Source organism: Shewanella sp. Sh95 (assembly GCF_001308045.1).
Classification (GTDB): Bacteria; Pseudomonadota; Gammaproteobacteria; order Enterobacterales; family Shewanellaceae; genus Shewanella; species Shewanella xiamenensis.
The window spans coordinates 37,064-62,286 of record NZ_LGYY01000088.1; the positions used below are offsets into that span (position 1 = coordinate 37,064).

Sequence of the window (25,223 nt, forward strand, 5' to 3'; positions counted from 1 at the left end):
TGTCACTCCGTTTTTGTGTCTCCATTCGATGATTGCGCTTTTATTCGACAATCAGCTTTAGTTCGAATTAGTGGCGGATCTTCTAATCTTGGCATGCAACAACGACGATTCTCGGGCGTGAGTCCCATCTTGTCACACCAACGGATATAAGCCTGCCACGCCCGAGTTATCCAACTTATCATCAATCACCCCACAAATTTTAGATACAAAAAAGGCGGTGAATCACCGCCTTTAACCCTAGAGTCACTTACCTGTTAGTGTTCGCGCGTTTTAGCGAACTCGATATCAGGGTATCTTTCCATTGAAAGATTTAAGTTAACCATAGTTGGCGCAATGTAAGTTAAGTTATCACCACCGTCGAGCGCCAAGTTTTGGCTACACTTACGGCGGAACTCTTCTAGCTTACGCTCATCTTTACAATAAACCCAGCGCGCAGTTGAAACGCTAATACCTTCGTAAATCGCCTCAACGTTGTACTCGCTCTTTAAGCGGCCTACAACCACTTCAAACTGGAGTACACCCACGGCACCGACGATCAAGTCATTGGTATCTAAGGGACGAAACACCTGCACAGCCCCTTCTTCAGATAATTGCACTAAGCCCTTAAGTAATTGTTTTTGCTTGAGCGGATCGCGCAGACGAATACGGCGGAACATTTCAGGCGCAAAGTTAGGTACACCGGTAAAGCGGAACTTTTCACCTTGAGTGAACGTATCGCCGATACGAATGGTTCCGTGGTTATGTAAACCAATAATATCACCAGGATACGCCACTTCAGCGCGCTCACGGTCGCCCGCCATAAAGGTCAACGCATCGCTGACGTTAACATCTTTGCCGATGCGCACATGGTGCATCTTCATACCTTGCTCATAGCGACCAGAGCAAACACGCATAAAGGCAACGCGGTCACGGTGTTTAGGATCCATGTTTGCTTGAATTTTAAACACAAAACCGGTGAATTTTTCTTCGTCAGGCATGATCATCCGCACATCGCTTTCACGAGGTAGCGGTTTAGGCGCCCACTCCACAATACCATCGAGGATATGATCAACACCGAAGTTACCTAATGCGGTACCGAAGAACACTGGTGTAAGCTCCCCCTTTAAGAAGGCTTGATGATCAAACTCGTTTGATGCTCCGCGAACCAGTTCCATTTCATCACGCAGATCAGCGGCATAACTGCCAATCGCTTTATCCAGATCAGGGTTATCGATACCTTCAATCACACGGCGCTCTTGAATCGTGTGTCCCAAACCGCTTTGGTATAGCACCACTTCATCGCGCAGAATATGGTAAACACCCTTAAATTCTTTACCGCTGCCAATAGGCCAAGTAATAGGCGCACAGGCGATATTAAGTACGTTCTCGACCTCATCCATCAGTTCGATAGGATCGCGAATATCACGGTCGAGTTTGTTCATAAAAGTCACGATAGGTGTATCGCGCAGACGGGTCACTTCCATCAATTTGATGGTACGATCTTCAACACCCTTTGCCGAGTCGATAACCATCAAGCAAGAGTCGACCGCCGTTAAGGTGCGGTAAGTATCTTCCGAGAAGTCTTCGTGGCCGGGGGTGTCGAGTAGGTTAACGAGCGCGCCACCATAGGGAAACTGCATGACAGACGTTGTAATCGAAATACCACGGTCTTTTTCCATTTCCATCCAGTCAGACTTAGCGTGCTGACCCGACTTTTTGCCCTTAACGGTACCCGCTTTCTGCAGCGCGTTTCCGAATAACAGCACTTTTTCGGTAATGGTGGTTTTACCCGCGTCGGGGTGCGATATAATCGCGAAGGTGCGACGTTTATCGACCTCTACTTTATTGTCTGACATTTAACCTATGCACTCGTATCGCTAAAAAAGGCGCAAATTATAGCGCCTCAGTGCGTGCTTGGCTAGGCAAAGCCCAAGATGAGCCTCGGGCGATAAGACTTATTTTGTGCCTTCGAGTAACCCTTTGACCTTTGCCAGCTCAATTCGCGCATATCTGTGCTCAACAAAGTCATAAATATTAGTCGCAAGGGCGAGGCGGAAATAATTTGCAGCTTCTTGATATTGCTTATTGGCAATGGCCATTTTGGCAAGATAGAAATAAGCTTCACATAAACGTTCAGCATATTCTTTAGGATGAGTGAGGCCTAACTTGGCATCGGCAAATACCTGTTCACGACTCTTAACGCCCAGATAATAATCAACAATCACTGTTGACCATGCATCCGCTTCAAGCCCCTTACGGTGTTCCTGTAGCTGGCGTTTAGCCTCAACGGCATCATCCTTTGATTGGATCAAATACAACCATAATGCTCGGTAACCATCTTTATTATCGGCAGCATAGAAGGATTGCATATCTTTTAAGGCAAGATCGTTACGGTCACCATAATAAAGCGCGATACCACGATTCAAGTAGGCATAATCATAGTTTGGCGATAACTCTAATACGCCATCAAACGCCTCATAGGCACTATCGTATTCCCCCTCTTGGGTATAATAAATACCAAGGAAATTATAGGCATCGGCTAAGTCGGGTTGCAATTTTAGCGCTTGCATAAAATCGATGCGCGCCATTAAACGCAAGCCCACGCTGTCGTAAATTACCCCACGATCGTAATGGAAACGAGCGCGCTGCTCGTTGGTCAATTCAACAGCTGATAAAATCTCATTGAGCTTGGCAAGGGTCACCTCGACTTTATAATCAGTCATCACCGGGGCGATAACCAATTTACCTTCAACGTCATTTTGGTTGTCTAAGGGGGATTGAGTGGTCGCACATCCAGCCAACATCAAGCTGGCACCCGCCAGCACAGCAACAACAGCGGTTCTAATTTTAAGACTCATCCATTTCTACCTTTTTAGATTCCCAACTCACGCAGAAGAATGTTCATGATAGCAATCCCACAACTGGACTGCTATTGAGGAATAGCATTAAACACAACTTTATTAAACCCAAACAAACAAAAAGGAGATCAATTGATCTCCTTTTAGTCACGTCATGTCAAAACTGACGCCAATAATGTCTATTTAGACCATTATTCAGCAGCAGGCTCTTTAGTCTGTGCTTCTTTGATTGACAGTCTTACACGGCCTTGACGATCCACTTCCATCACTTTAACGGTGACATCTTGGTTCAGTTCAAGGTGGTCAGAGACATTAGCAACACGCTCATCGCTGATTTGCGAAATGTGCACTAAACCATCTTTACCTGGCAGAATGTTAACGAAGGCACCGAAGTCAACGATACGGATAACTTTACCGTTGTAGATACGACCCACTTCAACTTCTGAAGTGATTTCTTCGATACGACGAATAGCTTCTTTGGTGGCTTCGCCATTAGAAGAAGCAATTCTTACTGTACCGTCATCTTCAAGCTCGATAGTCGTGCCAGTTTCTTCGGTCAGTGCACGAATTACCGCGCCGCCTTTACCGATAACATCACGGATCTTCTCTGGGTTGATCTTGATAGTTGTGATACGTGGAGCATGGTCAGAGATATCATCACGGTGCGAACCAATCGCTTGATCCATCACGTTTAGGATATGTACACGTGCACCATAGGCTTGTTGCAGTGCAATTTCCATGATTTCTTTGGTAATACCTTCGATCTTGATATCCATCTGCAGTGCAGTCACACCGTCACGGGTACCGGCTACTTTGAAGTCCATGTCACCTAAGTGGTCTTCATCACCTAAGATGTCAGACAGAACCACAAAGTCATCGCCTTCTTTCACTAGACCCATAGCGATACCCGCTACAGAAGTCTTGATAGGTACACCCGCATCCATCAGCGCAAGAGACGTACCACAGACTGATGCCATAGAGCTTGAACCGTTAGATTCAGTGATTTCAGAAACCACACGCACACTGTATGGGAACTCTTCAGCAGATGGCATTACTGCGTTGATACCGCGCCATGCTAACTTGCCGTGGCCGATTTCACGACGCTTAGGTGAACCCACCATACCTGTCTCACCAACAGAATAAGGAGGGAAGTTGTAGTGCAGCATGAAGCGGCTAGTGCGCTCGCCCATAATGCTATCAATCTTCTGTGCGTCACGCTCAGTACCTAAAGTACAAGTCACCAGCGCTTGGGTTTCGCCACGGGTAAACAGTGCACTACCGTGGGTACGTGGTAATACGCCTGCCAATACGCTTAATGCGCGAATCATATCTGGCTCACGACCATCGATACGCGGCTCACCACGGATGATGCGACCACGAACTACTTTCTTCTCTAAGCTACCGAGCAGACCATCAACTTCACGTAAATCAATATTAGGATTGCTTGCTAATAACGCTTCTTTCGTTGCAGCTTTAACTACAGCAACTTGAGCATAACGATCTTGCTTTACTTGGATTTTATACGCATCGCCTAAACCCGCTTCAGCAAGCGCTTTGATTTGAGCAACCAGCGTTTCATCTTGCACTGGAGCAGTCCAATTCCAAGCTGGTTTACCGGCTTCTGCTTTGAATTCAGCAATCGCTTTGATAACCACTTGTTGTTGGTCGTGACCATAAACCACTGAGCCTAACATCACTTCTTCTGGTAAGGCTTGAGCTTCTGACTCAACCATCAATACCGCGCTCTCAGTACCTGCAACAACCAAGTTTAGTTGGCTGCTTTCTAACTGAGTCACTGTTGGGTTCAGTACGTATTCGCCATTGATGTAACCCACACGCGCCGCACCTAATGGACCGCTGAATGGAATACCCGAAATGGCAAGCGCCGCCGAAGTACCGATCATCGAAATAATATCCGGCTCGATTTGTGGATCGACAGATACCACAGTGATGATAACTTGAACTTCGTTGGTGAAACCATTGGGGAAAAGAGGACGAATTGGACGGTCGATCAGGCGAGCGATTAATGTCTCATCTTCTGAAGGACGGCCTTCACGCTTAAAGAAACCACCAGGAATTTTACCCGCTGCGTAGCTCTTTTCTTGATAGTTAACAGTCAGAGGAAAGAAGTCACGGCCTGCATCGGCTTCTTTTTTACCTACAACAGTGACTAACACTGTCGTGTCACCCATACTCGCTAACACGGCTGCATCAGCTTGACGCGCTATAACGCCTGTTTCCAGGGTGACTGTATGTTGACCATACTCAAAACTCTTTACAATTGGATTCACGTGACCCATTCCTTAATTAATGACCTTGAATTACGCGCGTAAGTATACTGCAATTATGAACCATAGATAAAGAGCAGATAATGATGACAAACTGCTATCTTTTCACTAAAGTGGTTAAATCAACAAAGAGTTATGCTCTACAGTGATATAGGCAATCCCCTCTGGTGAAAAATAACAATTAAAAGGAAGATCTGAATGACGGGTCGTTTTAAATCCCTAACTTGGAAACAGACTAACCTCGTCGTTTTTACTGCGTTATTTTTTGCTATCGCTATTTTTATTGTTGAAATTGCCCTTGTGGTGGTATCCACCAAACAACAACTCACTACCACTCAACAGGAATTGCTCGATTCGGTAGAACAACCTTCAGCTAACGCCGTTTGGGCACTAGATGATAATCTCGCTAGACAAACCTTAGAAGGTGCAATAAAAGTTGAGCATGTCGGCTCAGCAGTCATCGAACTCGATGATGGCTCCATGTTTGTGTCAGTGAGTAATAATCAGAAAACCAGCTCACAAACTTTTATAAGCCTCAGCAATAAACTGTTTGATGATCTTAAAGAAATTTCACGCCCACTGTATCGTCCCTTCTATTTCGAAGGCACACAAAAACAACAACTTATTGGCACATTGACTATTTTCTATGACACACAGGAACTGACTAATACCCTCTTTAGCCAACTCAGGTTTAGTTTTTTTGCAACCTTAGCCCGTGCACTTTTGCTCACCTTGGTATTATCTGTCGTCTTCCACCGCTTCTTAACCCAGCCGATAGCCCGGATAAGTGAAGCAATCGATAAAATCGCACCCGATTCGCCCGACGAAAACCTGCTCCCCATGTCCAATGCACATAAGGATGATGAATTGGGACTGGTAACGTCGAAATTTAATCAGATCTTAATTCAATTTAGTCAAACCCAGTCAAAACTTCGAAAAATGGCAACACGAGATCCACTCACCGGATTGCCTAATCGTACTTTACTGCTCGAAACAATTGCCGTCACAATCCAACGCTCTAGAGTACACAAACGTAGCTTTGCCCTGATGTTTATCGACCTAGATCGCTTTAAAAATATTAATGACTCCCTAGGACACGCCCTTGGCGATCAATTCCTCGCCCGTATCGCGCGCATCCTCGAACGTGTAGTGGGTGATAAAGGCACTGTATCTCGCCTAGGCGGTGATGAATTCGTTATTTTAGCCGACTCAGTTCACTCTCCAGACCAAGCTGCTGACTTTGTCGATAAACTCTTAGTGCAACTTAATGTCCCCATCCAATTAAATGAACACGCGATTCACCCTGCGGCTTCTATCGGAATATCTATCTATCCTGAGGATGGAAATAGCGCCGAAGATCTTATCCGCCATGCTGATATTGCGATGTACAGTGCAAAAGCGGCAGGTTCTAATCAATGGGCTTTCTTCAAACAGCAAATGACAGAACGAGCTGCGGTTAGACTTCGGACAGAAGCATCACTACATGATGCACTGAAAAATAATGAATTTCTGCTCTACTTCCAGCCTAAGCTTGATCTGCAAACAGGTAAAATTACCGGATGTGAAGCCTTAATTCGTTGGCAAAAAGATGGCCGCTTAATTAGTCCCATGTCCTTTATTCCGGTGGCAGAAGAAACCGGCATTATTATCCCTATCGGTCGTTGGGTGATAGAGCAGAGTTGCCGAGTACTCCGGGAGTGGCAGAAGAAATATAACTATGCCATTCCTATCGCAATTAACGTCGCCTCACAACAATTTGCCGACGCAAGCTTAGTCTCTGATATCAAACAAATGGCGCTACGATACCAAATTCAACCCGAGTTATTAGAAATAGAGATTACTGAAACCTCATTAATGAATGATATAGAACTTGCTATCAACAAATTAGAGCAACTTAAATCGGCAGGATTTGGTATCGCGGTAGATGATTTTGGTACTGGTTATTCGTCCCTCTCTTACTTACGCCATCTGCCAATCACCACTATGAAAATTGACCGCTGCTTTGTTTCCGATCTTCCCAAGGATAGTGCAATTGCATCAACAATCTTGATGTTAGGTAAGCAATTAAACCTAACTATTGTGGCTGAAGGGATTGAGAACGAGCTGCAACTCGATTGGCTTAAGAGTAATGAGTGCCAGATAGGTCAAGGCTTTTACTTTAGCCAACCTTTACCACAGGCTGAGTTTGAGACGCTATATATTGCCAGTCAAACTGCAACCATTAGTAATATTGATGGATTACGTGGTGCCTAATGTACTGAGGATATAGTTCAACATACTGAATTTTAGGCAATAAAAAAGGAGGCTAAGCCTCCTTTTTTACGTTAATCGACGAGAGATTAACGACGTAAACCTAACTTTTGGATCAGCTCATTGTAACGTGTAGCTTCGGTACGCTTCAGGTAAGCTAATAACTTACGACGAGCGCTAACCATACGTAACAGACCACGACGTGAGTGGTGATCGTGAATGTGCTCTTTGAAGTGATCTTGCAAATGGTTGATTTGAGCAGTTAACAGCGCAACTTGAACTTCAGTTGAACCAGTGTCGTTTGCGCCACGGCCAAATTCAGCCAGGATTTTTGCTTTCGCTTCAGTACTTAGTGACATGTGTCTCTCCAAATATAAAATGTGAATCCCTAGCCGATCACTAACTCAGCCAGAGGGCGCGCTATTCTACCCATAATCTTTGGCATGCGCAATAAAAGCGGTGGAATAATATCCGAGCAAATCCATTAAGATGCTTTAGGTTCGTCGTGAATAACGACTAAACGCTTCGGGGCCAGTAAGCCATCATCATTCATCTCACCGATACCAACAAAACGACGTGCAGTCCCTAAGGTAATCCGTACCAGCTTATTTGCTTCTAAGTTCGCGACTCGCACCGCTTGACCTTGCATTAAGTAAGCTGCACTCGCATCAGGGACATTGACCTCAGGAAAATCGGCAACCGCCGTATCCATAGGTAACAGTAACGAATCCAACAAACTGCTTGGATCAAGTTGTTGTTCCTGTGCTTTAGCGACTAAGGCTTCTAGCTGCTCAAGAGTGACCATTTTATCGTAGGGATAATGTGCAACTTGAGTACGGCGCAGCATGATCACATGGGCGCCACAACCGAGCATTTCGCCTAAATCGTCAATAATAGTGCGAATATAAGTGCCCTTAGAGCAATGAATGTCTAAGGTTAGCTCATCGCCTTCTAGACCGATGAAGTTCAGTTCAAAGACAGTGATTGGACGCGCCTCACGCGGCACTTCAATCCCCTCTCGGGCATACTTATACAAGGGTTGGCCTTGATATTTGAGCGCTGAATACATGGATGGCACTTGCAAAGTATCGCCACGGAAATGCGCTAAGGCAGACATTAACTGCGCCTCTGTAAACTCGAGCGGGCGTGTTTGTACGACTTCGCCGTCTGAGTCGCTGGTATCGGTACGTTGCCCTAGTTTTGCCGTGACCAGATAACGCTTATCCGAATCGAGCAAATGCTGGGAAAACTTAGTCGCTTCACCTAAACAGATTGGCAGCATGCCCGTCGCCAGTGGATCGAGCGCCCCCGTATGCCCCGCTTTGTTGGCATTAAAAAAGCGCTTTACTCGCTGTAATGCAAAGTTGGAGCTCATGCCAGTGGCCTTGTCCAACAATACAATACCGTCAATAAAGCGGCCCTTTGAACGTCTTGCCATTACGCTTTACCTTCGGTGTCATCGCTCTCGTCAATGTCATTATCAACAACACCATCTTCAGCACTACCAAACTGTTGTTGTTTGGCTTTATCGCTGTTGATGACTTGGCTGACGAGATTAGACATACGCATGCCTTCAACCAATGAGCTGTCGTAAACAAAGCGAATTTCTGGCATCACGCGCAATTTCATGCGGCCTGCCACTAAGGTGCGAATATAAGGAGCGGCAGCAATCAGCGCGTTCAGCTTTTCTTGCACAACTTCTTTGTCTTCTTCAAAGAAGGTGACAAAGACTTTGGCGTAACTTAAATCGCGAGAAACATCAACGTCATTGACGGTCACAAAACCAATACGGGGATCTTTCATGTCGCGTTGTAGGACAACAGCCAGCTCTTGCTGTAACTGCTGGCCTATACGACGTGTACGACTGAATTCTTTTGCCATAATAGAGTTACCATAATAGCTAATGTCATTAAATTGAAAGGGCAGCTAATGCCGCCCTCTTTATCGTTACAGTGTACGTGCCACTTCGACGGTTTCGAATACTTCGATTTGGTCACCCACGCGGACATCGTTGTAGTTCTTAACACCGATACCACATTCCATGCCATTTCTAACTTCGTTAACGTCATCTTTAAAGCGACGTAATGATTCGAGTTCACCTTCGAAGATCACCACGTTATCACGCAGAACGCGAATTGGTGCGCTACGCTTGATGGTGCCTTCAGTCACCATACAACCAGCGATTGCGCCCAGTTTTGGTGATTTGAACACGTCACGAACTTCAGCCAGACCGATAATCTGTTGTTTGAATTCAGGTGACAGCATACCTGTCATCGCCGCTTTCACTTCATCAATCAGATTATAGATAACGCTGTAGTAACGTAAGTCAACACTTTCGTTTTCGATAGTCTTACGCGCTTGCGCATCGGCACGCACGTTAAAGCCAACCATAATCGCGTTAGAAGCCGCAGCTAAGGTCGCGTCGGTTTCGGTCAGTGCACCTACACCACGAGCGATGATGTTTACTTTCACTTCGTCGGTAGACAGACCCATTAAGGAGTCGGTAATCGCTTCGAGTGAACCTTGAACATCTGCCTTCAGAACGATGTTCAGTTCTTTCACTTCGCCTTCGGTCATGTTCGCGAACATGTTTTCCAGCTTAGACTTCTGCTGACGCGCTAATTTCACATCACGGAACTTGCCTTGACGATAAAGCGCAACTTCACGGGCTTTACGCTCATCACGCACCACGGTTGCTTCATCACCAGCTGATGGCACACCTGACAGACCTAAAATCTCAACAGGGATTGATGGGCCAGCTTCTGTGATTGAACGGCCGTTCTCGTCTTTCATCGCACGGATTTTACCGTACTCTAAACCACATAGAACGATGTCACCTTGGCGCAGTGTACCTTCTTGAACCAGAATCGTTGCTACAGGGCCGCGACCTTTATCCAGTTGAGACTCAATAACCACACCAGCAGCCATACCATCACGAACAGCTTTGAGTTCAAGTACTTCAGCTTGGAGTAAGATACCCTCAAGCAAATCATCAACGCCTTCACCCGTCTTAGCAGATACGAAGGCAAACATGTTGTCTCCGCCCCATTCTTCAGACATCACGCCGTGCTGAGACAATTCGCTCTTCACGCGGTCGATATCGGCTTCTGGCTTGTCCATCTTGTTAACTGCAACAATTAATGGCACGTTACCCGCTTTAGCATGTTGAATCGCTTCAATGGTTTGCGGCATAACACCGTCATCGGCAGCCACAACGAGTACAACGATATCCGTCGCCTTAGCACCACGAGCACGCATTGCGGTAAACGCGGCGTGACCAGGGGTATCTAAGAAAGTGATCATGCCGTTTTCGGTCTCAACATGGTATGCACCAATATGCTGAGTAATACCACCGGCCTCACCCGCTGCCACTTTCGCGCGGCGGATATAGTCAAGGAGCGATGTTTTACCGTGGTCAACGTGACCCATAATGGTTACAACAGGTGCACGAGGCTCAAGCTTCACGCCGCCTTCTTCGTCACGCTCAGAAAGTACTTGTTGTTCTAATTCGTTTTCACGAATAAGTACCACTTTATGGCCCATTTCTTCAGCAACTAACTGGGCGGTTTCTTGATCTAACACTTGGTTGATCGTAACCATTGAGCCCATCTTCATCATTTGCTTGATGATTTCAGTCGCTTTAACTGCCATTAAGTGAGCAAGTTCTGCCACTGTAACTGTTTCACCGATACGCACATCACGGTTAACGGCTGCAACTGGCTTATTGAAGCCATGAGCCATTGATTCTGGCGCTGTGCTGCGGTTACGCATGTGTTTTTCGCGACCATCGCGAGCATCTTTACCACCACGTTTGGTTTTGGCGGTATTTTTGTTACGCGCACGGCGGCCACGTTTTTCTTCATCCATATCCGACGAATCTTCAGCAGCGCGAGCCACTTTAGAGGTAGTGATATGGTGATCGCTATAGCGCTCAGCTTCTAAACGTTGACGCTCTTCTTCGGCCCAACGCTTAGAGTTTTCTTCTGCTAACAAACGCGCTTTTTCTGCCGCTTTGGCGGCTTCTTCGTCTTGTTTACGTTTAGTAGCAGCTTCTTGTACTGCTTTTAAACGTTCAGCTTCCAAACGAGCTGCTTCAGCTTCTGGTGACATATCTTTGGCTACTTTCACTTCCGCTGCTGCTTTCGCTTTTGCTTTCGCTTCAGCTTCTGCCTTCGCTTTCGCCTCTGCTTCCACTTTAGCCTTAGCTTCGGCTTCTGCCTTCGCTTTCGCTTCAGCTTCTGCTTTGGCCTTCGCTTCGGCTTCTGCTTTGGCTTTAGCCTCTTCTTCCGCTTTAAGCACTGCGTCACTCACATCACGTTTAACAAAAGTACGGGTTTTACGCACTTCAACTTTAACGTCTTTAGATTGACCACCATTACCGGCCACACTCAGGGTCGATACGGTTTTACGTTGCAGCGTCATTTTAGTCGGCGCATTATCGGCGCCATGTTGCTTCTTCAGATAATCCAGTAACTGCTGCTTCTCAGCTTCAGACACGTTATCAGTGTGGCCTTTCTTAATTCCGGCCTGAGAGAATTGCTCAATCAGACGTTCAACACTTTTACCCACTTCCGTGGCCAATTTCTCTACGGTAGTATCTGCCATCAGTTAAATCCCCCTGTTGATCGACTTATGCTTCTTCGCCAAACCAACAGATGTTGCGGGCAGCCATGATCAGCTCACCTGCTTTTTCTTCTGTCAATTCTTCAATTTCGATCAAATCATCAATGCCTTGTTCAGCCAAGTCTTCTAGAGTCACGATACCTTTGCTCGCTAAAACATAGGCTAAGTGTCTTTCAACACCTTCAAGTGCTAATAACTCTTCACTTGGCTCCACACCATCTAGTGCTTCTTCGGATGCGAGCGCTCGAGTTGAGATCGCAGCCTTAGCACGTTCACGTAATGCTTCGACGAGATCCTCATCAAAGCCATCAATTGCCAATAATTCTGACACAGGTACATAAGCCACTTCTTCGAGCGAAGTAAAACCTTCATCAGCCAGTACTTGTGCAAAATCTTCATCTACATCCAGAGATTTCATAAATAAGCTCTTCACCTTAGCGCTTTCGGCTTGGTGTTTCTTATTCATGTCTTCCACTGTCATCACGTTCAGTTCCCAGCCTGTTAACTGAGTCGCTAAACGCACGTTTTGACCATTGCGACCAATGGCCTGAGCTAAACTTTCCGCTTCAACAGCGATATCCATTGAGTGATTGTCTTCATCAACGATGATAGAAGCCACATCAGCTGGCGCCATGGCGTTGATCACATATTGTGCTGGATTATCATCCCACAATACGATATCAACACGCTCACCACCGAGTTCATTCGATACCGCTTGCACACGTGCCCCACGCATACCAACGCAAGCACCAATTGGGTCGATACGACGATCGTTCGATTTCACTGCGATCTTAGCGCGAGCACCAGGGTCACGCGCCGCGCCCATCACTTCGATCAGTTCATCGGCAATTTCCGGCACTTCAACACGGAACAGCTCAATCAGCATGTCAGGCTTAGTGCGAGTTAAAAATAACTGCGCACCACGCGCTTCAGGACGAACAGAGTAAAGCAATGCACGAACACGATCACCAGGACGGAAAGATTCGCGTGAAATCAAGTCTTCACGGAATAATACGCCATCAGCATTGTTGCCTAAGTCCACAACTACACTTTCGCGGGTTGCTTTCTTAACGACACCAGTGATCAGCTCACCTTCTTTATCTTGGAACTGCTCAACCACTTGCGCACGCTCAGCTTCACGTACTTTTTGTACGATCACTTGCTTAGCGGTTTGGGTAGTAATGCGATCGAACGCCACTGATTCAATTTGGTCTTCAATAAATTCACCTGGTTGAATCTCTGGATCTTCGAAACGTGCTGCTTCCAGCGTAATCTCACGGTATGGATTTTCTAACGCAACACCGTTGTCATCAATTACCATCCAACGGCGGAAAGTTTCATAAGCGCCAGTTTTACGGTCGATAGCAACACGAACGTCGATATCACCTTCGTATTTTTTCTTGGTAGCGGTAGCCAGAGCAGTCTCCAGCGCTTCAAAAATCTTCTCGCGTGGAACGGCCTTTTCATTTGAAACCGCTTCAGCGACTAGCAGAATCTCTTTATTCATTTTGTCTTGCCTCGTTCACCTTGAAACCATCAAAACTTTGCGATGATGTTGCCTTTACGGATATTATCCAAGGCGACAACCAGCTCTTTACCATTTACTTTCACCGACAGCATTTGACCGTCAACCTGAGTAATGGCGCCTTTTAAATTACGACTGCCCGCGACAGGCATAGTCAGTTGAAGCTTGACATCCTCGCCGATATAGGACACATATTGCTCAGCAGTGAACAGCGGTCTATCTACACCAGGCGAAGAAACCTCTAAGGTATATTCAGTAGAAATAGGGTCTTCAACATCGAGCACAGCACTGACTTGGCGACTTACGTTGGCACAATCTTCGATATTGATGCCATTCTCACCATCAATGAACACGCGCAGGACTGAATGGTTACCCGCTTGAACATATTCAATGCCCCAAAGTTGGAAGCCGAGTGCTTCCACAGGCACTGTGAGCATGTCTGCCAGTCTGGATTCTAATGTTGCCAAATTTGACCCCCGAAAAAACAAAAAAGGGCTTAATAGCCCTAGTAAAACGCCGTAAACAATACGACAAATTTAAAAGTCCCAGACAACAAAAAACCCCGTAATGACGAGGTTATTAGCTTCAAGAACCTGTAAACCATAATGAATTAAACAACATTCATTACTAGGAGCTGGTTGCGGGGGCCGGATTTGAACCGACGACCTTCGGGTTATGAGCCCGACGAGCTACCAAGCTGCTCCACCCCGCGTCAACTGTGTGCAAGTATATTGACTATCGTCTTTGCTTGCAATAACTAAGTCAGTTCTTGTTTGGACTTACTTAGTTTAATTATGGTGCCGAGAGCGGGACTTGAACCCGCACGTCCGTTAGGACACAGCCACCTCAAGGCTGCGCGTCTACCAATTTCACCACCTCGGCGACACCTTTTACTAGTCAGGAATTTTGGTTTCTGACTTTTCGGTTGCTTGATCAACTGGCTGGGTAACCTGTTCATCAGCACCTAAATTTTTCCATGCATCTTCATTTTTTGCGTGGTTTGCACTTAAGTTGCCGATCAGCAGACTCAACGTGAAAAACGCAATGGCAAGAATCGCCGTTGTCCGTGTCAGGAAGTTACCTGAACCGCTTGAACCGAATAAGGTACCTGATGCACCGGCACCAAAAGAGGCACCCATATCAGCTCCTTTACCTTGCTGGATTAAGATTAGGCCAATTAAACCTAATGCAACCAACAAGTAAACAACCACTAAAACTTCATACATATTATGCGCTCATCGCTATGGTACACAGACTTAAAAACTCGGTAGAGTTTAAACTGGCACCGCCAATCAGTCCACCATCAACATCAGGTTGGGCAAATAAATCTGCTGCATTACTCGGTGTCACACTGCCACCGTACAAAATCCTGATATTTTCTCCGATAAACGGAGACACTTCAGAGAGACGCTTGCGTATAAACGCATGTACTTCTTGTGCCTGCTCTGGTGTCGCACTCTTACCAGTCCCTACAGCCCATAATGGCTCGTAAGCGATAATGGCGTTATCAAAAGCCATAGTGCCATTTTTCTGGATCACTATGTCCAGCTCTTCTGCAATCACCTCAAAGGTACGTCTTGCTTCACGTGCTGGACCCGATTCACCCACACATAAGATGGGGGTTAAACCGTGCTTTTGTGCAGCGGCAAATTTCTCCGCTACGATATTACTCGTCTCTCCGTACATACGGCGACGTTCTGAATGCCCGATAATCACATATCGGCATCCGCAATCTTTAAGCATCTGACCCGAAACTTCTCCGGTATAAGCGCCAAAGTCATGTTGACTTAAATTTTGAGCGCCCATCCTAACAAGTGAACCGTCTAACGCTTCCTTGTTTGCTTCTAGCAGTTGCCTGACGCTTTCTAGATAGATAGAAGGCGGGCATAAAACCACTTCAGCTGAATCATTTTGGAGCTTTGAGGCAAACTTCTTGAACAACTCTTGGGCTAGTGCCGCACTGCCGTTCATCTTCCAATTGCCAGCTACCATAGGACGTCTGAGTGCCATCACTGTCTCCTCTGAAAGCGGCGTGAATAATAGCGAACCACTTATTAAGTTACAATAGCTAAATTCGAATTTTTTCAGATATTAGGTTGGAATGCTTACTTTTTACACGCCAAACCCTGTTCCTGCTCATTAATGCAGCTAACACCTTCATTTTTAATCGGTATCAGCTGCACTCGACTAAAGATTGGTTTGATTAGCTCGCCGATTTTACCGCATCTGCAATCAAATTAGCGTGCGCTAACACAGCATTGTGATCATCACCTTCAACCATCACGCGAATTAACGGTTCAGTACCTGATTTGCGTAGCAATACGCGACCTCGAGCGCCCAGTTGTGATTCAACCAGAGCTTGAGCAGCTTTAACTTTATCAGAGCTTAATGGATCGTGTTCACCTTCAAAACGCACATTCACCAACACCTGTGGCAACATTTCCATTGGCGCAGTTAACTGCTCTAAGGTTGCGTTTTGACGACGCATGGCCGCCAGCACCAAAATACCAGCAACAATACCATCACCGGTCGTGCCATGGTCGAGGTTAAGAATATGCCCCGAGTTTTCACCACCGATGCGCCAATCGAGTTCTTTGAGTAACTCCATCACATAACGGTCGCCCACTTTAGAGCGAGCAAAGGGAATATCCAACGCCTGAAGTGCCAAATCAAGGCCAAGGTTAGACATTAACGTCCCCACCACACCTCCGCGTAACACACCACGGGCCTTGGCATCACAGGCTAGGATATAAAGAATTTGATCGCCATCGATAACTTCACCGCGGCTGTTGACCATCATAATTCGGTCACCATCGCCATCGAGCGCAATCCCTAAATCGGCACTTTCGGCCAAAACAGTTTCGCAAATCTTCGCCATGGACGTTGCGCCGACTTTGTCATTAATATTGACTCCGTTTGGTTTATCACCAATGGCAATGACTTCAGCGCCTAACTCGCGAAATACCGCTGGTGCGATGTGATAAGTAGCACCATGGGCACAATCGACGACAATTTTTAACCCTGTTAATGTGTGATCTGCAGGGAAATTACCTTTACAGTATTCGATGTAACGACCGCGAGCATCTTCAATTCGTGACACTTTGCCCAACAGATGTGACTCAACACACTCTAAGGGCTTTTCTAATTCGGCTTCAATTTCCAGCTCTAGGTTATCATCCAGCTTGCTGCCATCGGTTGAGAAAAACTTAATACCGTTATCGTAATAAGGATTATGGGATGCACTGATCACCACCCCCGCTTCGGCGCGGAAAGTGCGAGTGAGGTATGCCACAGCAGGTGTTGGCATTGGCCCCATCAACATCACGTTCAGGCCGGCTGCAGAAAGACCCGCCTCTAAAGCTGACTCAAACATATAACCCGAAATACGGGTATCTTTACCAATAATCACTTTTTTGGTGCCGCTGCGGGATAACACCCGCCCTGCAGCCCAACCCAACTTTAATGCCAGCTCTGGAGTCATCTGGCCTGAACCTACCTTGCCACGAATACCATCGGTTCCAAAAAATTTACGCTCGCTCATATTGCCCCACAAACTTCAATGTGTCCCTTCGGTTGGGATCATAATATTAATGAAATACTTAACAAAAATAGCCTTTATAGATATGCCTGTGTCGCTTGTAACACTTTCAGCACATCGACAGTTTCAGGGACATCATGGACACGAATGATATGTGCCCCTTTCTGGGCCGCTATCATGGCGCCAGCAAGGCTCCCTGCTAGACGCTCGGAGGTCGGTCTAGCAAGGAGGTTTCCTATCATGCTCTTACGGGATAAACCTATCAATATCGGCAGCTCAAACTGCTCAAAACGCTCTAACTTCGCCAGCAGTTCATAGTTATGTTCTAAGGTTTTACCAAAGCCAAAACCTGGGTCGATTAACAATCGCTCCCGCGGGATCCCCGCCTCGATGCAGGCTTGAATACGCTCAGTCAAAAATTGAGACACATCAGCAACAAGGTCTTGATATTCAGGCGCCGTTTGCATAGTGCGCGGCGCGCCCTGCATATGCATCAAACAGATGGGTACATTCAGTTGTGCCGCGGTCTCTAAAGCCCCAGGCTCTAATAATGCGCGGACATCGTTGATTAAATGCGCACCGGCATTCACCGCTTGGCGCATCACTTCTGGTTTACTGGTATCGACCGAAATCCACACATCATGGTGTTTCGCGACATATTCCACCAAAGGGATCACCCGTGCGAGTTCATCCTCAACCGTGACATCGGCCGCACCCGGCCTTGTCGACTCGCCACCGATGTCGATGATAAGCGCCCCTTGGGCGACCATCTCATCAGCATGTTGGCAAGCTAATTCAAAGGAAGAGAACTTTCCACCGTCGGAAAAAGAATCGGGAGTAACATTCAGAATGCCCATCACGACGGGCGAAGCTAAGGATAAGCGTTTGGTTCCAGCAATTAATTCAAACACGCATTGACTCCATTTGGGACAGCTTGCTAGCGCGTTTCATCCGTATTCTGCGCAGTTCACTCATGTAACTGATTTATATTGAATGACAGCGCAGTCAATTTTCTAGCAAGATAAAACAAGAAAACCCCTTAACGGGGTTCTCTTTCAATTAACAAACGTTATTTAGCGGGTGACTCATCGGCATCTTTCAGCTCTGACTCAACAGGCGCTGACTTAACCACTTCGTCGACTTTAACCGCAGGTTCACCTTTGCCATTGCCTTTGTCATTTGAACCATTGTCATCTGCTTGCCAATCAGCAGGCTGACGCACTTCACGACGGTTCATCAAATCGTCAATTTGCAGTGAATCAATGGTTTCATACTTCATCAGCGCGTCTTTCATCGAATGCAGAATATCGATGTTATCCAGCAGAATTTGCTTGGCACGGCCGTAGTTTTTGTCGATAAAGGCCTTCACTTCAGCATCGATAAGCGTCGCAGTCTCATCGGACATCGCCTTGGCTTTACCCATGCTACGCCCTAAGAATACTTCACCTTCTTCCTCGGCATAGAGTAATGGACCAAGCTTGTCGGAGAAGCCCCATTGGGTCACCATATTACGGGCAATCGATGTCGCGTATTTAATGTCTTGCGAGGCACCTGTAGACACTTTTTCGCTACCGTAGATCAGCTCTTCGGCTAAACGACCACCGTAGGCAACCGAAATCTGGCTTTCTAACTTACGACGGCTTTGGCTAATCGCATCGGCCTCAGGTAAGAAGAAGGTCACGCCGAGTGCACGACCACGTGGAATAATGGTGACCTTGTGCACAGGGTCATGCTCTGGCACTAAACAGCCCACAATCGCGTGGCCCGCTTCGTGGTATGCCGTCATTTCTTTTTCGGCTTCCGACATCACCATAGAGCGGCGCTCAGCACCCATCATGATCTTGTCTTTTGCACGCTCGAATTCTTCCATACCGACCACACGGCGATTACCGCGCGCCGCAAACAGTGCAGCTTCGTTAACTAAGTTGGCTAAATCGGCACCGGAGAAACCTGGCGTACCACGGGCAATCACGCTCGCTTTAACATCTTCAGAAAGTGGCACTTTGCGCATATGCACTTTAAGAATTTGCTCACGACCGCGAACATCTGGCAAGCCAACAACCACTTGACGGTCGAAACGACCTGGACGCAGCAGCGCAGAGTCCAATACGTCAGGGCGGTTGGTCGCCGCAATCACGATAATCCCTTCGTTACCTTCGAAGCCATCCATCTCAACCAGCATCTGGTTAAGGGTTTGCTCACGCTCATCGTGACCACCACCTAAGCCTGCGCCACGTTGGCGACCTACGGCATCGATTTCGTCGATGAAGATAATACAAGGAGCTGATTTCTTCGCTTGTTCGAACATATCACGCACACGAGATGCGCCAACACCGACGAACATTTCCACGAAGTCAGAACCCGAAATGGTAAAGAAAGGCACCTTTGACTCGCCAGCAATCGCTTTAGCAAGCAAGGTTTTACCTGTACCTGGTGGGCCAACCATGAGCACGCCCGTTGGAATACGGCCACCCAGTTTTTGGAATTTGGTTGGATCACGCAGATAATCGACCAGCTCTTTCACTTCTTCTTTGGCTTCATCACAGCCAGCAACGTCAGCAAAAGTGGTCTTGATTTGATCTTCGCTCATCAGCTTGGCTTTGCTCTTGCCAAAGGACATAGCGCCTTTGCCACCGCCGCCCTGCATCTGGCGCATGAAGAAAATCCATACTCCGATAAGCAATAACATAGGGAACCAAGAGATGAAGATTTGAGTTAGGAACCCAGACTCTTCGGCTTCTTGCCCTTTCATAGTGATGCCTTTACGGTCAAGATCATTAATTAAATCTTGGTCATACAGTGGCATGATGGTCGTGAATTTTTCGCCCGTGCGCTTAGAACCTTCGATAGTACGTTGGTCACTTTTCACTTCAACGCTGGCGACTTGTCCATCACGAACATTGTCTAGGAAAGTAGAATAATCCATCTTCTGCGATGACGAAGAAGAGGGGGAGTAACCCTGAAACACTGACATCAGCACAACGGCGATGACAACCCAGAGTATTAGATTTTTTGCCATGTCACTCAAATTACTAGACCTCATAAAGTCTTGCGATGATTAACGCTAGGGTACTACAACTTGTACCCTGTCGCCACAAGATAGACCTCACGGGAGCGTGCCCGCGACGAGTCCGGTTTACGTGTTTTTACGACTTTGAATGCCTCTTTAACCGCCTTCATATATTCGTCAAACCCCTCCCCCTGAAAGACTTTGACCGCAAAACTGCCGTTAGGTGCCAAAACTTGATGACACATATCTAACGCCAACTCGACTAAATACATGGCGCGCGGCTGATCGACACCATCTGAACCACTCATGTTGGGCGCCATATCAGACAATACAACGTCAACCTTATCCGCACCGACGCGAGTTAGCAATGCTTCGAGCACTTTCTCTTCACGAAAGTCCCCTTGCAAGAAATCCACGCCGACGATGGGATCCATAGGTAAAATATCACAGGCGATGACTTTACCTTTGTCTCCAGCTAGCTTAACAGCAACCTGTGACCAACCACCTGGAGCGGCCCCTAAGTCAACAACCGTCATACCTGGGCGGATCAATTGATCCTTTTGCTGAAGCTCTTCAAGCTTAAACGCAGCGCGAGAACGCAATCCCCGTTTCTGTGCTAGTTTGACATAATGATCATCAAAGTGTTCCAGCATCCAGCGATTGGAACTGGCCGTACGTTTTTTACCTGACATTTAAAATCCGCAACAATTGAGAGTTACACAAAGGCTATATAAGGGTAGAATAGCGGTTTTTCAACAGTAACTCAGCAAAAGTTGGTAGAAATGAACTTAACAACCAAACAAAAACAGCATTTAAAAGGTCTGGCGCATAATTTAAAGCCAGTGGTGCTGCTTGGTGCCAATGGATTGACTGAAGGTGTACTCGCTGAAATTGAAAGCGCACTCGCTTATCATGAATTGATTAAAGTGAAAGTAGCCTCTGCCGACAGAGAGCTAAAAAATGCCATCGTTGATGCCATAGTACGTGAAACTCAATCTGCAAAAGTGCAACTTATTGGTCATATTCTGGTGATTTATCGTCAATCACCAGAAATGAAAATTGCTTTGCCAAGAGCGAAATAATTTTCCAGCCTTAAACAAAACAGCCACTCAAATGAGTGGCCGTTTTGTTTTAACGTCTATGGTGTATCGCTAATGGGTTTAACTTGATAGTGCTCAGGGGCTAAGCCGAGAAACTCTGGCAAGGAGGTCCCGACTGATATCGAGGAGAACGTGCCGGTTAAAATGCCAATAAACATGGCTATCGAGAATCCTTCTAGCGGCCCACCGCCCATTATCCATAGTGCTCCAACCGTCATCAGAGTGGTCCCCGAGGTCACCATAGTGCGCGAAAATGTCGCGACAATCGCTTGGTTGTTAATCTCCTGAATCGCAAGTTTGGGTTTTGCAATCAATAATTCACGAATACGATCGGCAATAATGATTGAGTCATTCAGTGAGTAGCCAAGGATAGCCAGCACCGCCGCCAGCACGGTTAGATTAAATTCCATCTGTGTCAGCGCAAAAAACGCGAGTACAAAAATGACGTCGTGTACTAACGCAAATAACGCACCAGAGGCGAGGCGCCATTCAAAGCGATAACTCAAATAGCCTAAGATAGCTAACATAGCGACTAATAACGCGAGCCCCCCCTGCTCTGCTAGCTCTTTACCCACCTGCGGGCCGACAATACTGGTATTTAGCACTTGCACTTCGCCCAGTGGCACTAAGGTTTGCGCAATATCCACATTGCTTTGTGCAGTGTCGGCATAACGCAATACCCAGCGCCCAGGCTCACTCGCAGATATCACTGTCACTTCTTGCTGATAAGCCGCGTTCAGTAATGGCTGCAATTCGCTAGTGGTGATTCTTTTATCAAGTTGTACTTCGGTTACCACCCCGCCAGTAAAATCTAAGCCCCAATTAAAACCCTTCACGCCAATGATAGTAAGTGAGGCCAGCATTAAAAAGATCGAGATAGCGCTCGAAATATAGCGCCATTTAGTCAGATTAATATTCTTCATTTTTATACCCTCACATGACGGCGCGCATCACGCCCATAAACAAGGTTAATCAAGGCTCTTGAAGCAAAAATACCGGTAAACATACTGGTCAGAAGACCTAAGCCTAAGGTCAAGGCAAAACCTTGGATCGGACCATTACCGATGGAATAGAGCACAACTGCGGTGATCATCGTAGTGAAGTTGGCGTCGAAAATGGTTGAAAATGCACTATCAAAACCAGTATCGATGGCAAGGGCAAAGCTTCGTCCTTCCTTTAACTTATCTTTTATCCGTTCGAATATCAGCACGTTAGTATCGACCGCCATGCCGACAGTCAATACTAGACCTGCAATACCTGGTAAGGTCAGTACTGCACCAGGAATAAGCGCTAGTAGGCCAAACAGGATCACCATATTAGAAATCAGTGCCACGTTTGCCACCCAACCGAGGCGGCGATACCAGAGCGCCATAAATAGCAGCGTAATCCCCATACCTAAACCGAGTGCGGCAAAGCCGTTTTCAATATTTTCAGCACCAAGTGTTGGGCCAATAGTGCGTTCTTCAACGATTGTCACAGGCGCCGTCATTGAACCTGCACGTAGCAGCAGCGCTAATTGTTGCGCTTCTTGATAGGTCCCTGCACCAGTGATACGGAAACGATCACCTAGTTGGGATTGAATGGTCGCGACGCTAATGATCTGTTGTGTTTGCTTAGCTTTGCCCTGCTCATCCCGGCTATATTCGCTATAGGATGTTGCCATCGGCTTACCGATATTGGCGCGGGAAAACTCCGACATCTTCTGCCCGCCAATACGGTCGAGGTGAATGTTCACTTCGGCCATGCCCATTTCACCAATATTGGCACGGGCATCGACAATATGATCGCCACCTAATACGGGCGTGCGTGCCACATAAACGGGATTGCCAGATTTATCCTTCAGCACCTGCGCGTTCACTGAACCCGATTCTTTAACCTCAAAAAAGGCGAGGCTTGCGGTCGCGCCTATTACGTTTTTAGCGGCTGCTGGGTCTTGTACACCAGGCAGCTCGATGCGGATACGGTGTTCACCCTGACGCTGCACTAGAGCCTCAGTGATCCCCAACTCTTCAATACGGCTACGCATGATTTGTAGGTTTTGCTGCACCGTTAAATTACGTAACTTAATTTGCTCATCTTGAGCAAGCTTTACCACTAAGCCATTATCCCCATTGGTTAATTGCCATGTTGGATAGCTTTGCTGGATAAACTGACGTATGGCAGCACGGGCGTTATTGTCTGATGCTGAAGCATCCGTTAATGCAATCGCTATTTGTAATCCGGCATCATCGCGCGTGTTGTCAATACGCACACTGGCGCCACGGATTTGCTGTTCGCGTAAAAATTGTCTTAAGGATTCGACTAGGGCATCTGCTTGGGCTTGGTAGACAGGTTGCACATCCACATCCAGCAAAAATTGCACCCCGCCGCGTAAATCGAGCCCGAGCTTAATCGGTTCAAACCCCATATTTTGCAGCCAACTCGGCGCAGCACTCACCAATGCCAGCGTGAGTTCTTTCGGCTCACTCACCATGGATGACACTAAGGTCTTCACTAAGGTTTGCTCGCTGTCATCATTGAGTACAATAAGGGTTTGCCCATCTTCTGAGCTATTGGCGTTGCCATGTTGGGCATGCTTAACTTCGATACGCTTCACCTCAACGCCCTGCGCTTTTAATTTATCCCGCAGTTCAATAGGGGTTAAGTTAAGCCCTGCTTTAGCGCCCACCTGCACGGCGGCGTCTTCACCATACCAAGTCGGTAAAGCGCTAAATAACATCACAATAATCGTGACAATTAGCACAACGTATTTCCAAGCTGAATAATGATTTAGCAGCTTTTTACTCTGAATTTTATCCATAGATATCACTCGCATAGTTTTGCCCGCTCGGATAGTAATCAGTGGCGTATTAACGCCTTCAAACATGAGCGAACAATCACTGTATTACGGTGAAACCTGTAAACACCGATCCCACAAGGAGAACGCTAAACGCAGCAAACTCAGTGGTGATAACCGATTCAAATCCGTCTAAACCGAATGCATTTAATCCAATGCAATTCAGTCGTATCTGCGGCAGTCATTCCGCAGGCTTTGATGCTAGGTTATCGGGTACAGGTTTCGGATGACAAAATGCGAAGTTAATCAAAGGTATCCCTAACGACCTCTGGTTCAGATAACAAACTCAAACGGTATCGTTATGGATAAGCCTTGCTAACTTGCTACAGGGAGCGGTGAATTAAGCGGCTTGCTGACTAAAGCGATATTGGAGGTTGGATACTTTCCAGCCGGAGATCCGCGCGGGTGAAGATTCGGCTAAGAGGGTCCAATCCGGGCGAGCATCGAGGCGAATATTTTCCCCTAATGCGGGCGCAGGCTCGGGTTCGAACTCAAAGGCCAACAGGTAAACAGGCTTCACTTCGCGCATATCATGCTGAACAAGATTGATAAAGCGCTGGGAGTTAACCGGGGCAAAATTAAAATCGTCAGAATGACTAACGAATTCAGGTTCGGAACAATCGGAGGCTTGCACCTTATCAGAAGCAATGCAAACCGCTTTACTCTCGTTCGCAGTCGATTGTTCAGTTGAATGGCGCGATGTCGTATTTTCTTGCGCTGCGATTGACGGCGTATCCGCAGTCAGCACAGTTGTCACTACTGTTTTAGGCGCAAAATGCTGAGCGGTTAAGCTGCGCGGCGCATAGCCACTCGTATGGGCGATCAAAATGATCGACACACAGAGTAACATTAATCCTTGGCGCCAAAACTTAATCAAACTCAGATCCTAAAAGGTGCACGCAGCAATTTACGTGAAAAATGTTTACAGGAAAAACAACGCTTTCTTGAATAGCTTTATTAAAAACATAGAAAGTTCCAAGCATGCAGCTTAAGTAACTGCCAACTCAGAGGCAAATTAAACTTTATCCATCTTGCTAAGTTTGCACTGCAAAGAGACTTATTGCACAGCGAGTTAAGTATCCAAAAGACGTAAAGAATCCACCTTCTGAAGAAGGTGGCTTTGTTTTAACCCCCTAAAAGGGGGCCTTTATTCAAGAGCAAGTTGACCCTGCTCTTGCCGCTCTACTTTCTCTTGATGCCTAACGTATCTACGGAT

General features: G+C 46.7%; 21 protein-coding genes, 2 tRNA genes and 1 pseudogene. 2 read left to right on the forward strand and 22 right to left on the reverse strand.

What is annotated here, in order from left to right; translation table 11 throughout:
* Nucleotides 1-2: 2 nt before the first annotated feature.
* From AEA42_RS23090 to pnp, 4 genes are all read right to left on the reverse strand, one after another.
* Nucleotides 3-185: a hypothetical protein gene (locus AEA42_RS23090; RefSeq protein WP_308219524.1), complete on the reverse strand. Its 183-nt coding sequence runs from the start codon at nucleotides 183-185 to the stop codon at nucleotides 3-5.
* Nucleotides 186-254: 69 nt separating this feature from the next.
* Nucleotides 255-1,835: a peptide chain release factor 3 gene (gene prfC / locus AEA42_RS06535; RefSeq protein ID WP_037415348.1), complete on the reverse strand. Its 1,581-nt coding sequence runs from the start codon at nucleotides 1,833-1,835 to the stop codon at nucleotides 255-257.
* Between the two features lie 99 nt (nucleotides 1,836-1,934).
* Nucleotides 1,935-2,837: a lipoprotein NlpI gene (nlpI, locus tag AEA42_RS06540; protein WP_037415349.1), complete on the reverse strand. Its 903-nt coding sequence runs from the start codon at nucleotides 2,835-2,837 to the stop codon at nucleotides 1,935-1,937.
* Nucleotides 2,838-3,028: 191 nt separating this feature from the next.
* Nucleotides 3,029-5,128 (reverse strand): polyribonucleotide nucleotidyltransferase, encoded by a 2,100-nt coding sequence (gene pnp, locus AEA42_RS06545; protein ID WP_055647284.1) that lies wholly within the window; start codon nucleotides 5,126-5,128, stop codon nucleotides 3,029-3,031.
* A 195-nt stretch (nucleotides 5,129-5,323) separates the two neighbouring features.
* Between pnp and AEA42_RS06550 the strand changes: the two genes are divergently transcribed.
* Nucleotides 5,324-7,378: an EAL domain-containing protein gene (locus AEA42_RS06550; RefSeq protein WP_037429690.1), complete on the forward strand. Its 2,055-nt coding sequence runs from the start codon at nucleotides 5,324-5,326 to the stop codon at nucleotides 7,376-7,378.
* An 86-nt stretch (nucleotides 7,379-7,464) separates the two neighbouring features.
* On the opposite strand, the gene rpsO is transcribed toward AEA42_RS06550, so the two are convergent.
* From rpsO to rlmE, 14 genes are all read right to left on the reverse strand, one after another.
* Complete coding sequence (gene rpsO, locus AEA42_RS06555; RefSeq protein ID WP_037415266.1) at nucleotides 7,465-7,734, reverse strand: 30S ribosomal protein S15; 270 nt, start codon at nucleotides 7,732-7,734, stop codon at nucleotides 7,465-7,467.
* Between the two features lie 125 nt (nucleotides 7,735-7,859).
* Nucleotides 7,860-8,813, reverse strand: a complete 954-nt coding sequence (truB, locus tag AEA42_RS06560; RefSeq protein WP_037429691.1) for a tRNA pseudouridine(55) synthase TruB — start codon at nucleotides 8,811-8,813, stop codon at nucleotides 7,860-7,862.
* Entirely contained in the window at nucleotides 8,813-9,256 is a 444-nt protein-coding gene (rbfA, locus tag AEA42_RS06565; protein ID WP_037429693.1) for a 30S ribosome-binding factor RbfA, read from the reverse strand. Before rbfA ends, truB begins: the two co-directional genes overlap by 1 nt.
* 66 nt (nucleotides 9,257-9,322) lie before the next feature.
* On the reverse strand, nucleotides 9,323-11,980 hold the full coding sequence (infB, locus tag AEA42_RS06570; protein WP_037415258.1) for a translation initiation factor IF-2: 2,658 nt from the start codon (nucleotides 11,978-11,980) through the stop codon (nucleotides 9,323-9,325).
* Between the two features lie 25 nt (nucleotides 11,981-12,005).
* On the reverse strand, nucleotides 12,006-13,505 hold the full coding sequence (gene nusA / locus AEA42_RS06575; RefSeq protein WP_037415246.1) for a transcription termination factor NusA: 1,500 nt from the start codon (nucleotides 13,503-13,505) through the stop codon (nucleotides 12,006-12,008).
* 29 nt (nucleotides 13,506-13,534) lie between these two features.
* Entirely contained in the window at nucleotides 13,535-13,990 is a 456-nt protein-coding gene (gene rimP / locus AEA42_RS06580; protein ID WP_055647285.1) for a ribosome maturation factor RimP, read from the reverse strand.
* Nucleotides 13,991-14,158: 168 nt separating this feature from the next.
* A tRNA-Met gene (locus tag AEA42_RS06585) sits at nucleotides 14,159-14,235 on the reverse strand.
* A gap of 83 nt (nucleotides 14,236-14,318) precedes the next feature.
* Nucleotides 14,319-14,405: transfer RNA gene (locus AEA42_RS06590), tRNA-Leu, on the reverse strand.
* Between the two features lie 11 nt (nucleotides 14,406-14,416).
* Nucleotides 14,417-14,749 carry a preprotein translocase subunit SecG gene (gene secG, locus AEA42_RS06595; protein ID WP_011716140.1) on the reverse strand — a complete coding sequence of 111 codons (333 nt, stop codon included), beginning with the start codon at nucleotides 14,747-14,749 and terminating at the stop codon, nucleotides 14,417-14,419.
* Between the two features lies 1 nt (nucleotide 14,750).
* Nucleotides 14,751-15,533 carry a triose-phosphate isomerase gene (tpiA, locus tag AEA42_RS06600; protein ID WP_011071430.1) on the reverse strand — a complete coding sequence of 261 codons (783 nt, stop codon included), beginning with the start codon at nucleotides 15,531-15,533 and terminating at the stop codon, nucleotides 14,751-14,753.
* A 193-nt stretch (nucleotides 15,534-15,726) separates the two neighbouring features.
* Complete coding sequence (glmM, locus tag AEA42_RS06605; RefSeq protein WP_055647286.1) at nucleotides 15,727-17,064, reverse strand: phosphoglucosamine mutase; 1,338 nt, start codon at nucleotides 17,062-17,064, stop codon at nucleotides 15,727-15,729.
* Nucleotides 17,065-17,138: 74 nt separating this feature from the next.
* Entirely contained in the window at nucleotides 17,139-17,972 is an 834-nt protein-coding gene (gene folP / locus AEA42_RS06610; protein ID WP_055647287.1) for a dihydropteroate synthase, read from the reverse strand.
* Between the two features lie 158 nt (nucleotides 17,973-18,130).
* Nucleotides 18,131-20,104 (reverse strand): ATP-dependent zinc metalloprotease FtsH, encoded by a 1,974-nt coding sequence (gene ftsH / locus AEA42_RS06615; RefSeq protein ID WP_037429699.1) that lies wholly within the window; start codon nucleotides 20,102-20,104, stop codon nucleotides 18,131-18,133.
* A gap of 29 nt (nucleotides 20,105-20,133) precedes the next feature.
* Nucleotides 20,134-20,763, reverse strand: coding sequence for a 23S rRNA (uridine(2552)-2'-O)-methyltransferase RlmE (rlmE, locus tag AEA42_RS06620; RefSeq protein WP_011625490.1), 630 nt, complete (start codon nucleotides 20,761-20,763; stop codon nucleotides 20,134-20,136).
* A 90-nt stretch (nucleotides 20,764-20,853) separates the two neighbouring features.
* On the opposite strand from rlmE, the gene yhbY reads away from it, so the two are divergent.
* Entirely contained in the window at nucleotides 20,854-21,153 is a 300-nt protein-coding gene (yhbY, locus tag AEA42_RS06625; RefSeq protein WP_011071425.1) for a ribosome assembly RNA-binding protein YhbY, read from the forward strand.
* A gap of 56 nt (nucleotides 21,154-21,209) precedes the next feature.
* Here the strand turns inward: yhbY and secF are convergent, their stop codons facing one another.
* The 4 genes and pseudogenes from secF to AEA42_RS22175 form a co-directional block, all read right to left on the reverse strand.
* Nucleotides 21,210-22,094, reverse strand: a complete 885-nt coding sequence (gene secF, locus AEA42_RS06630; protein WP_037429700.1) for a protein translocase subunit SecF — start codon at nucleotides 22,092-22,094, stop codon at nucleotides 21,210-21,212.
* A 2-nt stretch (nucleotides 22,095-22,096) separates the two neighbouring features.
* Entirely contained in the window at nucleotides 22,097-23,971 is a 1,875-nt protein-coding gene (gene secD / locus AEA42_RS06635) for a protein translocase subunit SecD (RefSeq protein WP_037415217.1), read from the reverse strand.
* Between the two features lie 376 nt (nucleotides 23,972-24,347).
* Nucleotides 24,348-24,857 carry a hypothetical protein gene (locus AEA42_RS06640; RefSeq protein ID WP_037431841.1) on the reverse strand — a complete coding sequence of 170 codons (510 nt, stop codon included), beginning with the start codon at nucleotides 24,855-24,857 and terminating at the stop codon, nucleotides 24,348-24,350.
* A 297-nt stretch (nucleotides 24,858-25,154) separates the two neighbouring features.
* Nucleotides 25,155-25,223: pseudogene (locus AEA42_RS22175) on the reverse strand (IS200/IS605 family transposase); the annotation flags it as partial.

Excerpts from the sequence above, each read along its gene's own strand:
- prfC (WP_037415348.1), bottom strand. The coding sequence starts at position 1,835 with ATGTCAGACAATAAAGTAGAGGTCGATAAACGTCGCACCTTCGCGATT.
- nlpI (WP_037415349.1), bottom strand. The coding sequence starts at position 2,837 with ATGAGTCTTAAAATTAGAACCGCTGTTGTTGCTGTGCTGGCGGGTGCC.
- AEA42_RS06550 (WP_037429690.1), top strand. The coding sequence starts at position 5,324 with ATGACGGGTCGTTTTAAATCCCTAACTTGGAAACAGACTAACCTCGTC.
- rpsO (WP_037415266.1), bottom strand. The coding sequence starts at position 7,734 with ATGTCACTAAGTACTGAAGCGAAAGCAAAAATCCTGGCTGAATTTGGC.
- truB (WP_037429691.1), bottom strand. The coding sequence starts at position 8,813 with ATGGCAAGACGTTCAAAGGGCCGCTTTATTGACGGTATTGTATTGTTG.
- rbfA (WP_037429693.1), bottom strand. The coding sequence starts at position 9,256 with ATGGCAAAAGAATTCAGTCGTACACGTCGTATAGGCCAGCAGTTACAG.
- infB (WP_037415258.1), bottom strand. The coding sequence starts at position 11,980 with ATGGCAGATACTACCGTAGAGAAATTGGCCACGGAAGTGGGTAAAAGT.
- nusA (WP_037415246.1), bottom strand. The coding sequence starts at position 13,505 with ATGAATAAAGAGATTCTGCTAGTCGCTGAAGCGGTTTCAAATGAAAAG.
- secG (WP_011716140.1), bottom strand. The coding sequence starts at position 14,749 with ATGTATGAAGTTTTAGTGGTTGTTTACTTGTTGGTTGCATTAGGTTTA.
- tpiA (WP_011071430.1), bottom strand. The coding sequence starts at position 15,533 with ATGGCACTCAGACGTCCTATGGTAGCTGGCAATTGGAAGATGAACGGC.
- glmM (WP_055647286.1), bottom strand. The coding sequence starts at position 17,064 with ATGAGCGAGCGTAAATTTTTTGGAACCGATGGTATTCGTGGCAAGGTA.
- ftsH (WP_037429699.1), bottom strand. The coding sequence starts at position 20,104 with ATGAGGTCTAGTAATTTGAGTGACATGGCAAAAAATCTAATACTCTGG.
- rlmE (WP_011625490.1), bottom strand. The coding sequence starts at position 20,763 with ATGTCAGGTAAAAAACGTACGGCCAGTTCCAATCGCTGGATGCTGGAA.
- yhbY (WP_011071425.1), top strand. The coding sequence starts at position 20,854 with ATGAACTTAACAACCAAACAAAAACAGCATTTAAAAGGTCTGGCGCAT.
- secF (WP_037429700.1), bottom strand. The coding sequence starts at position 22,094 with ATGAAGAATATTAATCTGACTAAATGGCGCTATATTTCGAGCGCTATC.
- secD (WP_037415217.1), bottom strand. The coding sequence starts at position 23,971 with ATGGATAAAATTCAGAGTAAAAAGCTGCTAAATCATTATTCAGCTTGG.
- AEA42_RS06640 (WP_037431841.1), bottom strand. The coding sequence starts at position 24,857 with ATGTTACTCTGTGTGTCGATCATTTTGATCGCCCATACGAGTGGCTAT.